The sequence below is a fragment of the Frankia sp. AiPa1 genome (genome assembly GCF_023243075.1).
GTDB lineage: Bacteria > Actinomycetota > Actinomycetes > Frankiales > Frankiaceae > Frankia.
On sequence record NZ_JALKFZ020000108.1, the window covers coordinates 1 to 13,962 of the forward strand.

Annotated in this window: 12 protein-coding genes; 9 read left to right on the plus strand and 3 right to left on the minus strand. The window is 72.9% G+C overall.

Going from position 1 to position 13,962, the window contains the following annotated elements; genetic code table 11:
* Window positions 1–161: 161 nt before the first annotated feature.
* Entirely contained in the window at window positions 162–1,649 is a 1,488-nt protein-coding gene (locus MXD95_RS08755; RefSeq protein WP_250640046.1) for an MFS transporter, read from the plus strand.
* Here MXD95_RS08755 and MXD95_RS08760 read toward each other — a convergent pair.
* Window positions 1,630–2,220, minus strand: coding sequence for an OmpA family protein (locus tag MXD95_RS08760; protein ID WP_250640047.1), 591 nt, complete (start codon window positions 2,218–2,220; stop codon window positions 1,630–1,632). The two genes, MXD95_RS08755 and MXD95_RS08760, sit on opposite strands and share 20 nt — an antisense overlap.
* On the minus strand, window positions 2,217–2,774 hold the full coding sequence (locus tag MXD95_RS08765) for a hypothetical protein (protein ID WP_250640048.1): 558 nt from the start codon (window positions 2,772–2,774) through the stop codon (window positions 2,217–2,219). Before MXD95_RS08765 ends, MXD95_RS08760 begins: the two co-directional genes overlap by 4 nt.
* 556 nt (window positions 2,775–3,330) lie before the next feature.
* Here MXD95_RS08765 and MXD95_RS08770 point away from each other — a divergent pair.
* From MXD95_RS08770 to MXD95_RS08805, 8 genes are read left to right on the plus strand one after another with little or no spacing between them, the layout of a single operon-like run.
* On the plus strand, window positions 3,331–4,968 hold the full coding sequence (locus MXD95_RS08770) for an ABC transporter substrate-binding protein (RefSeq protein ID WP_250640049.1): 1,638 nt from the start codon (window positions 3,331–3,333) through the stop codon (window positions 4,966–4,968).
* Window positions 4,961–6,016, plus strand: a complete 1,056-nt coding sequence (locus MXD95_RS08775; protein WP_250640050.1) for an ABC transporter permease — start codon at window positions 4,961–4,963, stop codon at window positions 6,014–6,016. The genes MXD95_RS08770 and MXD95_RS08775 overlap by 8 nt, the downstream gene beginning before the upstream one ends.
* A complete protein-coding gene (locus MXD95_RS08780) occupies window positions 6,013–6,966 on the plus strand; it encodes an ABC transporter permease (RefSeq protein ID WP_250640051.1) in 954 nt (317 codons plus the stop codon). Before MXD95_RS08775 ends, MXD95_RS08780 begins: the two co-directional genes overlap by 4 nt.
* Complete coding sequence (locus MXD95_RS08785; protein WP_250640052.1) at window positions 6,963–8,816, plus strand: dipeptide ABC transporter ATP-binding protein; 1,854 nt, start codon at window positions 6,963–6,965, stop codon at window positions 8,814–8,816. Before MXD95_RS08780 ends, MXD95_RS08785 begins: the two co-directional genes overlap by 4 nt.
* 10 nt (window positions 8,817–8,826) lie before the next feature.
* A complete protein-coding gene (locus MXD95_RS08790; protein ID WP_250640053.1) occupies window positions 8,827–10,020 on the plus strand; it encodes an LLM class flavin-dependent oxidoreductase in 1,194 nt (397 codons plus the stop codon).
* Window positions 10,013–10,405: a TIGR03618 family F420-dependent PPOX class oxidoreductase gene (locus MXD95_RS08795; protein WP_250640054.1), complete on the plus strand. Its 393-nt coding sequence runs from the start codon at window positions 10,013–10,015 to the stop codon at window positions 10,403–10,405. The genes MXD95_RS08790 and MXD95_RS08795 overlap by 8 nt, the downstream gene beginning before the upstream one ends.
* Window positions 10,402–11,283 (plus strand): sulfurtransferase, encoded by an 882-nt coding sequence (locus MXD95_RS08800; protein WP_250640055.1) that lies wholly within the window; start codon window positions 10,402–10,404, stop codon window positions 11,281–11,283. The genes MXD95_RS08795 and MXD95_RS08800 overlap by 4 nt, the downstream gene beginning before the upstream one ends.
* On the plus strand, window positions 11,280–12,209 hold the full coding sequence (locus MXD95_RS08805) for an LLM class flavin-dependent oxidoreductase (RefSeq protein ID WP_250640056.1): 930 nt from the start codon (window positions 11,280–11,282) through the stop codon (window positions 12,207–12,209). Before MXD95_RS08800 ends, MXD95_RS08805 begins: the two co-directional genes overlap by 4 nt.
* 1,073 nt (window positions 12,210–13,282) lie before the next feature.
* On the opposite strand, the gene MXD95_RS08810 is transcribed toward MXD95_RS08805, so the two are convergent.
* Entirely contained in the window at window positions 13,283–13,711 is a 429-nt protein-coding gene (locus MXD95_RS08810; RefSeq protein WP_250640057.1) for a hypothetical protein, read from the minus strand.
* Between the last annotated feature and the right edge of the window lie 251 nt (window positions 13,712–13,962).

Genomic DNA, 13,962 nt, shown 5'->3' on the forward strand with positions numbered 1-13,962 from the left:
CGGTCGTCTGACGACCAGCTTACCGGGGCCGGGAGGATGGCCATCGCATTTGGTTTGTGGTACTTACTGTATGTGGTGCCTACCAAGCTGTCGACGGTTCCCTTTCCTTGTCCTGTGCTCGCCTCGACGCCTCGTTGCGTCGTCCGGCCGGGAGACCCGACGTGAGCGCCGGGACGACCGCCGCGCCGACCGCCGCGCCGCTCGCCGCGGAGACGGTGACGCGGCCGGGCGTCCCGCTGGGCGCGGTGGTAGCGATCGCGTGCGCGGCGCAGTTCATGGTGGTTCTCGACACCACGATCGTGAACGTCGCGCTGCCGGACATGCGCCGTGCGCTCGGCCTGTCCGCCGCGGGACAGCAGTGGGTGATCACCGCCTATCTGGTCACCTTCGGCGGGTTCCTGCTGCTGGCCGCCCGGGCCAGCGATCTGCTCGGCCGGCGCCTGGTGTTCCAGCTGGGCCTGGCGGTGTTCAGCCTGGCGAGCCTGGCCGGTGGGCTCGCCGACAACGGCGCGACGCTGCTGGCCGCCCGGGCGGTGCAGGGGCTGGGCGCCGCGGCCCTGGCGCCGGCCAGCCTGAGCCTGATCACCGCCAGTCATCCTGATCCGACCTCGCGCACCCGGGCGCTCAGCGTCTGGAGCGCCGCCGCGTCCAGCGCCGGCGCGGCCGGGATGATCCTCGGCGGTGTGCTCACCGACGGCCTGAGCTGGCGGTGGGTGCTGTTCGTCAACGTTCCCATCGGCGTCGTGCTGTACCTCGCCACCGTCCGCCTGCTCGCCCCGTCCAGCCGCGGGCGCGACCGTCGCCTCGACGTGCCCGGCGCGGTCGTCATCACGGCCGCGACCGCCGCGCTGGTGTTCGGCATCTCCCGAGCCACCCAGAGCGGCTGGGGGTCGGCGGAGGTCGTCGGCGCACTGGTCGCCGCCGCGGTCCTGCTCGCCGCCTTCGCGCTGATCGAGGTGCGGGTGGCGCAGCCGCTGATCCCGCCGAGCATCTACCGCCACGCGAACCTGCGGCTCGCCAATCTGATCACCGCCGCGCTCGGGGCGTTCATGACCTCGACGATCTTCTTCCTGTCGGTGTATCAGCAGCAGCTGCTCGGCTACAGTCCGCTGCGCACGGGCCTTTCCCTGGCGCCGTGGACCCTGGTGCTGGTCGCCGGCACGTTCGCCGCCCGTCGGCTGATGCCGGTGCTGCGTCCGGTCCCGTTGCTGGTGCTCGGCTCCCTGTGCACCGCGGCGGGGCTCGCCTGGCTGTCCTTCCTGCCTTCGCGCCCGGAGTACCTCGCCCACGTGCTGGGGCCGACGATCATCGCCGGCGTCGGAATGAGCCTCGTCGTCCTGCCCGTGACCGTCATCGCCACCAGCGGCGTCGCGCCGTCCGAGGCGGGTCTGGCCTCGGGGCTGCTCAACATGGGCCGCCAGATCGGCGGGGCGCTGGGCCTGGCCGTGCTGGTCACCATCGCCACCTCGGTGACCTCGCACACCCACGGGCGGTCCGCGGTGGCCGCGGCCGTGCACGGATACCACGTCGCGCTGCTCGTCGCCGCGGGCCTGAGTGCCCTCACGGCACTCTCGGCGCTGCGGCTGCTCGCCCGACGGGCCGAGAACACCGCTCCGGCCGGCGCCGCCGTCAGCCCGTCTGATAGATGATCGTCACGCGCCGGTTCTTCGCCCGGCCGACCGGATCGTCGGTGCCGTCCGGGCGGGTGTTCGACGCGACGGGGTCGGACTCACCGTGGCCCGTGGCCGTGACCGTGACGCCCGCGGGCGCGCCGGCCGCCCGCAGGCGCGTCGCGACCGCCTGCGCCCGGTTCTGGGACAGCGTCTGGTTGGCGTCCTGGGCGCCGATGCTGTCGGTGTAGCCGTCCACGCGGACCGGGCCCGAGCGAAGGGCGCCGGCGATCCGGTCGATCTCGGCGGTCGCCGCCGACGCCAGCGTCGCCGAGCCGAAGTCGAACAGCACGTCGGCATTGAGGCTGACGGCCACCGAGGTGCCGTTCTTGGTCTCGCTGCGCAGCGAGATGACCGCGTCCGACAGGTCGATCGACCGCACGTCCGCCGCGACCGACCGGACGGACTGTTCGATCGCGGCGGCCGGGACGGCCTTCGCGGCGTTCTGCGCCGGCGAGACGTCGGCCCGGGCCGGCGTGGCGGCCCGGCCGGCGGCCAGCGTGGCGAGGACGAGCACGGTGGCCGCGCCGGCCGGGGCGAGCCGTCTCACCCGGTCACCGCGACGTCGGTGAACAGGGGGCGCGCGTCGGCGTAGACGGCGAGACGTGCCCCGGCCGGCGGCGCCGCGAAGGTGTACGAGGCGAGGCCTGAACTGTTGTTCGCGACCTTGAAGTAGACGACGTCAGGGCTGAGGTCATGCCCCTGGCTGTCCTCCACGACGACATAGCGCTTGAGGTTCTTCCCGTCGACGAGGGAGATCGACGGCGACGTCCTCCCGAACATGTCGTACAACGAGATCCCGCTGCCGGGGTCCTGCTGGTAATGGGGTGACCAGGAGAGGGTGAGAACGGCGAGCTGCCCCGTCCGCGCCAGGCTGACCAGGCCGACCTCGATCGTGCCCGGGGTGGTGACCGCCGGGAAGGTGGTCCGGGCGATCGCCTGGGCGGGCACGCCCGTCGCCCCGGCCCGGGCCCCGCCGACGTCCGCCCCCGCCGATGCCGGCGCGGCGCCGCCGCCGGAGGAGCATCCGGCGACGAGCGCGCTCGCGGACAGCAGGATCGCGAGGGCGTTGACCACCGTCCGCCGGGACGACGTCAGGAACATGCGTACCTCCGGGGAAGCGGGACGAGACATGCGTCCCTACCCGAATTGTGCACTGTCCGACGTTTTGCGAGGTAGAGGTGTCGCGACCCGGACGCCGTGGCACCCCCGCCCGCCACCGGCGGTCCGGTCGAGGTGACCGACCGTGACAATCCTTCGTCTCGCCGTGCCCCTTCGTCTCGCCGCATCCCCGCGGCCGCTCGCCCGATGGCCTGGAAACGCCGTGTCACACCCATCTCCACCTGTGTAGTTGGTATTGACGACAGTGCGGACTACCTCCTATCTTGATTTGTGTTCCTAAAGGTCGGTAGTACTAACTAACTGACCGCTGTCATGCTGCTGTCCGGGCGAGGCCCGCGGCGACGGGCCGGGGGTGGGGATGAGGCGGTCGCGCTGGCCCGTCCCGCTGGTCGCGCGTCGTCACCTCGACCACGGGCGGCTCGCCGCCGGGCTCTGTCCGGCAGCGATCTAGCGTCGCGCTCCACCGCCCTCCCGCCGTGGTCCCCTCCCGTGGCTTGCGGGCGTTTCTTCATTCTCCCGGTAGACATAGAGGAGTTCTATGCCCGCGCGCCTTCGCCCGGCCCGATGGACGGTCAGGGCCCGCCTGACCGTCCCGGCCGCGGCCGCTGCGATCACGGCCCTGACGGTGGCGCTGACCTCCTGTGGCAGCTCGTCGTCCGGGGGATCCGGCGCTGCCGGGGCCACCGGCTCCGGCAGCGCGCGCGCCGGGGGGATCCTGCGGATCGCGGCCGACGCCGACCCGGGCTGCCTGGATCCCCAGCAGACCGGCCAGCTGCAGACGCTGGACGTCGCGCGTGGCCTCGTGGACTCGCTGACCGACCAGGACCCGAAGACCGGCGCGATCGTGCCGTGGCTGGCGAAGTCCTGGACCATCAGCCCCGACGCCAAGCAGTTCACCTTCGTGCTGCGGACCGGGGCGACCTTCAGCGACGGCAGTCCGGTGGACGGCCAGGCGGTGAAGGCGACGTTCGACCGCCTCTCGAAGCTGCCGCCCAACGGTGCGCCCGCCTACATCAAGGGTTACACCGGCACCACGGTCACGGACGCCACCCACGTCACGGTCGGTTTCAGCCAGCCGAACTCGCAGTTCCTGCAGGCGACCTCGACGACCGGGTTCGGCATCCTGTCGGTGGCCACCGCGAGCCGGCCGCTGGCCGACCGCTGCCGCGGGCAGTACGTGGGCTCCGGGCCATTCGTGCTGAAGTCCTACACCCCGAACCGCGGCGTCACGATCGCCCGGCGCGCGGGGTACGCCTGGGCGTCGGCGCGGGCGGTCAACACCGGCACCGCGCACCTCGACGAGGTGGACTTCACCTTCGTCTCCGAGGACGGTGCGCGCACGGGTTCACTCTCGTCCGGTCAGGCGCAGATCGGGGAGAACATCCAGCCCAGCGACCAGGACCAGTTCGACGGGGGTTCGGCCAGCCTGCTGCGGATGTCCGCACCGGGCCTCGTGCCACCGCTGTCGCTGAACCACAGGGGCATCCTCGCCGACGAACGGGTCCGCCAGGCCCTGCTCAAGGGCATCGACCGTAGCGCGCTGGTGTCGACGGTCTTCAACGCGTCGTACAAGCCCGCGACGAGCGTCCTGTCCTCGACCACGCCGCTGTACGTGAACCAGAAGGACAAGCTGGGCTTCGACCGCGCCGGGTCCGAGAAGCTGCTCACCGAGGCCGGCTGGGCGCCGGGCAAGGACGGCATCCGGGTGAAGGACGGCAAGTCGCTCGCGCTCACCTGGCTGATCCCGGCGCCGATGCCGCCCGCGGACGAGGCGGTACAGCAGCAGCTGCGCACCATCGGGGTCGACGTCAGGCTGCAGGCCGTGCCGCCCGCGCAGTACGTCTCGAAGCAGAACGCCGGCGAGTTCGACATCACCGCGGTCGGCGTCACCCGGGCGGACCCCGACGTGCTGCGCAACATCTTCTCCACCAAGGGCTCGAACCTGTGGCACCTCACGCCCAGCGTGCTGGACACCTACCTCGAGCAGGAGGTCACCGCGACCAACCAGGCGGACCGCCAGCACGCGGTGACCGCCGCCGTCACCTGGATCCTCGACCACGCCGACACGGTGCCGCTGTACGAGAACGCGGTCGTGCACGGGGTGTCCACCAAGGTCCACGGCCTGCTCCTGACCGCGTCGACGCAGCTCGACCTGCACGAGGCGTGGCTTGGCTGAGCACGAGGCCGGACCGGGCGCTGCCCCGGCGGTGCGTCGGATGGCGGCCGCCCGTCGGATGGCGGCCGTCCGTCGGATCGCGGTCGGCCGGCAGGCCGCCCTCGCCCGGCGGATCGCGCAGGCGGTGGCCGTGGTGTGGGCGGCGTTCACCGTCACGTTCCTGACGGTCCGGCTGCTGCCGGGCGACCCGGTGGCCCTGATGCTGACGGGCAGCAACGGCTTCTCCACCCCGACCGCCGAGCAGATCGCCGAGGCCAGGTCCCGTCTCGGTTACGACCACCCGCTGGTCGTGCAGTACCTGCGCGCCCTGGCCGACGCGACCCACGGCGACTTCGGCGCGTCGATCCAGACCGGCCGGCCGGTGTCGTCGATGATCAGTGAGGCGTTGCCCTCGACCCTGCGCCTGGGGGCGGCCGCACTGGTGCTCGCCCTCGTCGTCGGCACGGCGGTCGGCCTGCTGGCCAACCTCGCGCCGCTGCCGTTCCTGCGCCAGGCGCTGCGCTCGCTGCCGGCGGCCGGCATCTCGCTGCCGTCGTTCTGGGTCGGCCTGATGCTGCTGCAGCTGTTGTCGTTTCGCTGGCACGTCTTTCCCACCCTCGACGGCAGCGGGCCCCGCCAGCTGGTCCTGCCGGCCTGCACGCTCGCGCTGCCTGGCGCCGCCCTGATGGCCCAGGTGGTCGGGCGCAGCCTGCACGACAGCCTGCACCGCCCGTGGGCGGACACGCTGCGCGCGGCGGGGCTCGCGCCCGGCCGGCTGCTGGTCGCCCACGGGCTGCGCGGCGCCGCGCTGCCGGCGCTGACCGTGCTGGGCCTGCTGGTCGGCAACCTGATCGGAGGAGCGGTCGTGGTGGAGACGGTCTTCTCCCGGCCCGGTATGGGCCTGATCACACAGGCGGCGGTCGGCGCGCAGGACCTGCCGGTCGTGCAGGGTGTCGTGGTGGTGGCGGCGATCGGGTTCGCGGCGACGAACCTGGTGGTCGACCTGCTCTACCCGGTGTTGGACCCACGCCTGCGTGGCGGGCCGGCCGCGGTGGGGGTGGCGGGATGAGCCAGCCTGGCCTCCGCGCGAGTTCCGCCAACTCGGCCGGTTCCGCCAGCTCAGCCGGTTCTGTCAGCTCGGCCGGTTCTGTCAGCTCGGCCGGTTCCGTCAGCTCGGCCGGTTCCGTGCGCCTGCTCGCCCGCCGCGCGGGCCGGTACACGGCCGCGCATCCCGGAGTCGCGCTGTCCGTGCTCGCGCTGCTGGTGGTGCTGGGCTGGATGCTCGTCCCGGGCTGGTTCTCCCACCAGTCGCCGAACACCGGCGACCAGGCGAGCCGGCTCCAGGCACCGAGCGGGGCCCATCTGTTCGGCACCGACCAGCTGGGCCGGGACATGTACGCCCGGGTGGTGCACGGCGCGTCGCTGTCCCTGCGGACCGCGCTCGGCGCGACCGGTGTCGCCCTCGGAGCCGGCGTGCTGCTCGGGTTGCTCGCCGGCTACCTCGGCCGCTGGGTGGACACGGTGATCATGCGCGTCGTGGACGTCACGCTGTCCATCCCGCCCGTCCTGCTGTCACTGCTGATCATCAGCGCGCTGGGGTTCGGCGCGGTGAAGGTCGCCATCGCGGTCGCGCTCACCAGCGTGGCGAGTTTCGCCCGGCTGACCCGGGCCGAGGTGCTGCGGGTGCGCACCGCCCCGTTCGTCGAGGCCGCAGCCCTGTGCGGCGCCCGCTGGTGGCGCATCCTCACCCGGTACGTCGCGCCCGCCTCGGTCGGGCCGGTCCTGGCTCTCGCCGCGCTCGACTTCGGCCTGGTCGTGCTCGCGGTGTCGTCCCTGAGTTTCCTGGGATACGGCCCGCCGCCGCCCGCGCCCGAGTGGGGAGCCCTGGTGGCCGGCGGTCGGAACTACCTGGCCACGGCCTGGTGGCTCACGGCGATGCCGGGGCTCACCGTCGCCGTGGTGGTACTGGCGGCGAACCGGTTGTCCCGGGTCCGGGAGAGCGATCGGGGGCGGTCATGATCATCGCTGGCTCGTCCGGCCCGCGGCCGCCGGGTGCCTCCCGCGCCGGGGACACCGATGCCGGTTCCAGCCTGCTGCGGGTGCGGGGGCTGCGGGTCACCTACCGTGGCGAGCACGGCCGTGCGGTGGCCCTGCACGGCGTGGACCTGGACGTGCCCGCGGGGGCGGTCACCGCGGTCGTCGGGGAGTCGGGCTCCGGCAAGACCACGCTCGCGCATGCCCTGGTCGGCCTGCTCCCGCAGGGCGGGCGGGTCGAGTCCGGCAGCATCCGGCTCGGGGGGCGTGAACTGGTCGGAGCCTCCGAACGGGTCTGGCGCGAGGTGCGCGGCACCCACGTCGGCCTGGTCCCGCAGGACCCCGGGGTGAGCCTCGACCCGGTGAGCACGATCGGCCGCCACGTCACCGACGTGCTGCGGGCCCATCAGCGGGTGCCCCGGGCCGCGGCCCGGGAGCTGGCGGTCCGGCTGCTCACCGAGGCCGGCATTCCCGACGCCGCCGCCCGCGCCCGGCAGTACCCGCACGAGCTGTCCGGCGGACTGCGCCAGCGCGTGCTGATCGCCATGGCCACCGCCGCGCGCCCGGCTCTGCTGGTGGCGGACGAGCCCACCTCCGCTCTCGACGTCACCGTGCAGCGCCGCATCCTTGACCACCTGGACTCGCTGGTCACCGCCGGCCGGACGACGATCCTGCTCGTCACCCATGACCTGCTGATCGTGGGGGACCGTGCGGACCATGTCGTGGTGATGTCGGACGGCCGGGTCGTCGAGACCGGCCCGGTCGAGAAGGTGTTCACGCAGCCGTCCGCGCAGTACACCCGCCAACTGCTCTCCGACGTCCCCGGTCGCACAGACGTTCCCGGCCGTGCGGACGTTCCCGGCCGAACGGATGTTCCCGGCCGTGCCGGGGGCCCGCCGGCCCGCGCCGTACCGAAGGCGCCGAGCGCCCGCGCCGATGGCGACGGGCCGGCGGCGAACACCCCACTGCTGGCGGTCGAGGGGCTGCGGCTGGTGTACCCGGGCCATGGACCTGCCTGGCGCGAGCGGCCACCGGCGGTGGCCGACGTCAGCTTCGCCCTCGCGCCCGGGGCCACGCTCGGCCTGGTCGGCGAGTCGGGCTCGGGCAAGAGCAGCATCGCCCGCATGGTCGTCGGTCTCGTCCGGCCGACCGCGGGCACGGTGCGCATCGACGGGGAGGACATCACCGGGGCGTCCGGTGCCCGGCTGCGGGCACTGCACCGAGACGTTCAGATGATCTATCAGAATCCGTTCAGCTCGCTGAATCCGCGGTTCACGGTCGAGGAGATCGTCACCGAGCCGCTGCGCAACTACGGAATCCTCGAGCGGACCGAGCGCCGGCAACGGGTCGCCGAGCTGCTGGACAGCGTCGCCCTGCCGGCGGACAGCGCGCGGCGCCGGGCGGCGGAGCTCTCCGGCGGGCAGCGTCAGCGCGTCGCCATCGCGCGGGCGCTCGCCCTCACCCCGCGGCTGCTGGTCTGCGACGAGCCGGTCTCCGCGCTCGACGTCACCGTGCAGGCCCAGATCCTGTCGCTGCTGGTGGCGCTGCGCGAGTCCCACGGGCTCACCTACCTGTTCGTCTCGCACGACCTCGCCGTCGTGCGGGAACTCGCCGACCAGGTCGCGGTGCTGCACCAGGGACGGCTCGTCGAGCTCGCCGACACCCAGCGGCTGTTCGCCGCGCCGCGCGAGGACTACACCCGCAACCTGCTCGAGGCGATACCCGGCCGCCGTCGTCGCACCCGCCAGGCGGCCTCGGACGCCCCGACGGCCCCGACGGCACCGGCGCCGTCGGGGCCGTCGGCGGACGAACCCACCACAGGACCTGCCAGATGAGGGAGAGGCCTTGGAACTCGGACTGATCAGTTTTGGCAGCCTGCTGCCGGACCCCCGCACCGGTGTCGCCCTCACCCAGCGCCAGCGGCTGCGCGACGTCGTGCGCGCGGCGGCGGACGCCGAGGAGTTCGGCTTCGCCTGGTACACCGTCGGCGAGCACCATTTCGGCGAACGCGATGTCATTCCGTCACCAGCCGTCGTACTCGCCGCGATCGCCGAGCACACCAGCACCATTCGGCTCGCCACGGGCACGACCCTGCTCGCGAACCGTGACCCGGTACTGGTGGCCGAGGACTATGCACTGGTGGACCTGCTTTCCGACGGACGGCTGGAACTGGTCGCCGGCGCCTCCTTCTTCCCCGACCCGTGGACCGCGTTCGGGCAGGACCCGCAGACGAGGTCGGACCGCAAGCGGGAGGGCGTCGAGCTGCTGCTGCGGCTGTGGAGCGAGGAGCGGGTGACCTGGCAGGGGCGGTTCCGGCCGCCGCTGCACGACGTGCGGGTGCAGCCCCGGATCGCGCAGGCGACCCCGCCGCTGTGGATCAGCGCCGGGGTCGGTTCCGGCTCGGTGCGGCTCGCGGTCGACCACGGTCTGCCTCTGGTCGCGGGCACCACCGCGCGCCCGCCCGTCGACTTCGTCGACGTGTTCGCCGCCTACCGCCGGGAATGGGCCGCGGCCGGCCGCGGCGAGCAGCCCGGGCGGCAGGGGGCGGCCAGCCACGTGTTCGTCGCTCCCACCTCCCAGGCGGCCCGGTCAACCTGGTCGCAGTACATCACCAGTTACCTGTCGGCCCGGGTGCCCTCGCCCGGCAAGCCCGGCGGCCCGCCGGACTTCGACACCTACATCGGCGCGGACGGGCCGGCGATCTGCGGCAGCCCCGCCGAGGTCGTCGACAAGCTCGGCCGGCTGCACGAGCTGTGGGGCCACGATCTGCATCTGCTCGCCATCGACATCGGCGGCATCCCCGCGGCCGAGGTCCAGGCGGCGACGGAGCTGATCGCCGCCGAGGTCCTGCCGCAGGTCGCGGGGCTCGGGCGGGGGCCGGACATCGGGACCCAAACGGCGGGCGGTGCGGAGCCGGGCGGTGCGGAGCCGGGCGGCGTGGGCCCGGGCCCGGGCAGCACGGCGCGGGTGCCAGAAGGTTCCGCGCCGGCATCCGGCAGTGCGCAGGAGCCGACGGCGACGGCGACGGCGCATGCTTGACCTGGACGTGCGCGACCTGGCCGCCGGGATGAACCTCGGCTTCTTCACCACCCTGATGCCCGGCGGCCAGCCGCAGACGAGCATCGTCTGGCCCCACGCCGACGAGCGGCACATCCTCGTCGGCACCCAGACCAGCCGGCAGAAGTACCGCAACATCCTCGCCGACCCGCGGGCCACCATCCTGCTGCACGACAACGCCAACCCGCGCCGCTACATCGAGATCCGCGGCCGGGTCGTCGCCACCGAGACCGGGCCGCCCGCGATCGAGCTCGCCCGCCTGACGTTCACCAAGTGGACCGGCAGCCCCATCCTGCGCGAGGCCGAGGGCGAGCGGGTCCTGCTGCGCCTGCGGGCCGACCACGTCCATCGAAAGGACTCCCGGTGAGTTCACCTACCTCCCTGCCCCCGCCACAGCTGCCCCCGGTGGTCGGCGTCGACTGGCTCGTCGAGCACCGCGACGCGGTGGTGCTGGCCGACGTCCGCTGGTACCTCGACGGCCGCAGCGGGTACGAGGCGTTCCTGGCCGGGCACCTGCCCGGCGCGGTCTGGGTCGACGTCGACACCGACCTGTCGGCGCCGCCCGACCCGCGGGCCGGACGCCACCCGTTGCCGGAGCCCGCCGCGTTCGCGCGGGCCCTGGGCGCGCTCGGCGTCTCCGCCGCCGCGACCGTCGTCGCGTACGACGACGCGGGCGGCGGCTACGCGGCCCGGCTGGTCTGGCTGCTGCGCATCCTCGGCCAGTCGGCCGCGCTGCTCGACGGCGGGCTCGCGGCCTGGACCGGGGCACCGCGGTCCAGGCCGCTTGCGACCGGGCCCGTGCGGCCGGTCGCGGTGGACCGGCCGGTGCTGGACTGGCCCGCCGAGCGGTTCCGCACCGCCGACCAGGTCGAACAGGCCGCCGCCGGGCCGGCCGTGGTGCTCGACGCCCGGGCCCCCGGGCGGTTCAGCGGCGCCGAGATCCTGCCCTCCGACATCCGGTCCGGCCACGTCCCCGGAGCGCGCAACGCCGCCTGGGCGGCGAACCTCACCGCCGCCGGCGGCTTCGCCCCGGCCGCGCAGCTGCGCGAGCGTTACCAGGAGCTCGGGGTCGACCAGGAGTCCGAGGTGGTCGTGTACTGCGGAAGCGGCGTCACCGCCTGCCATGATCTGCTGACCCTGGAACTGCTGGGCGTCACGAACACCGCGCTGTATCCCGGGTCGTGGTCGGCCTGGTCCGCGGACTCCTCGCGCGAGGTCGCTACCGGCGGGGCGGTGGCGCGATGAGCGCGCTGTCCGGCTCGCGGCTGGTCTTCGGCGCGGGCGGCGCGGTCGCCGGGCTGTCCGCGGCCGAGCTCCTCGACCTCGCCCAGGGCGCCGACGAGCTCGGCTACGAGGTGTTCAGCCTCAGCGACCACCTGCACAGCACGCGGCCCACCGTCGAGCCGCTGACCACCCTGAGCTGGCTGGCCGGCCAGACCCGCCGGATCGAGCTGGTCACGAACGTGCTGGCCCTGCCGTACCGGGCGCCGGCCGTGCTCGCGAAGACGGCTGAGACCCTCGACCGGCTCTCCGGCGGCCGGTTTGTGCTCGGCCTCGGCGGCGGGGGATACGACGAGGAGTTCCACGCCTTCGGGCTGCCGGCACGCACCGGCGGCCAGAAGATCCAAGGGCAGCGGGAAGCCATCGCGATTCTGCGCGGCCTGTGGTCGGGCAAGCCGACCACCCTGCACGGGCAGGAGTTCTCGGTGAACGCCGCCCAGATCGACCCGAAGTCCGACCACCAGATCCCGATCTGGCTCGGATCGTATGGGCCGCAGGCACTGGCGCTCACCGGCGAGCTCGCCGACGGCTGGCTGCCGTCCATCGGCCGGGTCGGTCTCGGGAAGGCCGCCCAGATGCGGGCCGCCGTGCTGGACGCCGCCGCCCGGGCGGGCCGCGATCCCGCGTCGATCGTCTGCGCGACCAACGTGATCGTGCGGGTGGGGGCCCGGCTGCCGGCGAGCTCCGGCGTCGTGAGCGGGGACGTCCCCGAGGTGATCGGGCACCTGGTGGACATCGTCAGGGTCGGTTTCACCGCGCTTCTGCTCGCCGTGCCCACCGTCCGGGAGCTGGAGCTGCTGGCCCGCGACGTCCTGCCGGCCGTCCGGGAGCAGACCGCCGGCCGTGGCCCGCTCCCGGGGGCGGCGGCCGGTACGGAGCCGGCCAGGTAGGTCGCCGAGCCGGCCGCCGTGCGCGTACCCGGCGCACGGCGGCCGGCGTGCGGTTCGGATGCGTTGGCCGTCCGCTCCACGGCATGCCCCTGGATCGGACCGCGGGCACGCGTGGTCACACCCGTGTAGTGCCCGGGATGACCTGGAAGCAGCCGTTCGTCGCGGCAGCGCTTTTCACCTCGTAACCTCCGCCGCGCGCGTCTGGTGCGCGTCTGGTGCGCGCCACGTACCACAACGCGGACCGCGGCATGATCTGTTGCCTGCGCACTATTCGCGCGCCCATGACATCACCCGCTATTGCGAAGCCGCATTTTCGGACGCCTGTTCAGGGCGCATGCGCCGTGCGATGAATGTTCACATTCCGATGCCCCGGGCATTGTTGGGTTTCGAGCGCGGTGGGCATCGAAGTGAGGCCACGGGGGGCAGGAATGTCCCCGTTCCCGTATGTCCACCTTTTGCCCCTGGCGCGTGCCCCCTGGGCCCATGGCGTGGCGCGCATCCAGAGCCAGGCCCGGGATCTCTTTGGCCGTCCCGGAATCCAGGACAGGCGTGAAATAGCCCGCTTGTTCTCTGCGGCGGCGTTGTCCGGAGCTCGAAATCCGGGCCGGCGTGTTGCTCAATCAGCGATCTTCACCTCTGGTATCGATAGCGGTACCCGGACGGCGGCCTGGCCGCTGAAGATTCCGGCCGATTTCGGAGGTGCCGCGGGACGATCCAGCACGCCCGTGGAATTCTCCTGGGACGTCCGTATGGCCACGATGACTCCCATCGTTGGCGGTAACGGAAACCATGATCCTGTCGTCCGGCTCGATGGCGATTCCAGCGGGCTGCGGTCCTTTTGCGGGTCTCAGTAGACATCGCAGCGTGGCGCCGGTGCGGTTACCGCGCTCCCTACGTGCCACTTTCTCACAATCTGGAGGCAGCGAATGAATAGTGCGTCTCTCAACAGTAAACTGGTTCGGACGGCCTTTATGGCGTCCGCGACCGCCGCGATGGTCATGCCCATGGTTCTCGGGCAGGTGGCCGCTGCCGAGGCCGCGACGGTCACCTCGGTTCCCGGGCCGAACGGGGTGTCAGCCGGATTCGAGCGTCAGCCGCTGAACATCGATTTCGGCGACAAGGAGGGTCCACGGGGCCCGCGGGGTTACCGGGGTCCGCAGGGTCCGCAGGGTCCGCAGGGCGCTCAGGGCGCTCAGGGCGCTCAGGGCGCTCAGGGTGCCCAGGGTCCGCAGGGTTTCCAGGGCAAGCAGGGTTACCCAGGTCGGCCGGGTCGGCCGGGTCGGCAGGGCCCGCAGGGCGCGCAGGGTGCTCAGGGTCCGCAGGGTTTCCAGGGCAAGCAGGGTTACCCAGGTCGGCAGGGTCCGCAGGGTCGGCAGGGTGCTCAGGGCGCGCAGGGTGCTCAGGGTCCGCAGGGTTTCCAGGGCAAGCAGGGTTACCCAGGTCGGCCAGGCCCGCAGGGTCGGCAGGGCCCGCAGGGCTTCCAGGGTAACCAGGGTTTCCAAGGCAACCAGGGTTTCCAGGGTAACCAGGGCTTCCAGGGCAAGCAGGGTTACCCAGGTCGGCCAGGCCCGCAGGGTCGGCAGGGCCCGCAGGGTCCGCAGGGCTCACAGGGTCCGCAGGGCTTCCAGGGTAACCAGGGTTTCCAAGGCAACCAGGGTTTCCAGGGTAACCAGGGTTTCCAGGGCAAGCAGGGTTACCCAGGTCGGCCAGGCCCGCAGGGTCGGCAGGGCCCGCAGGGCTTCCAGGGTAACCA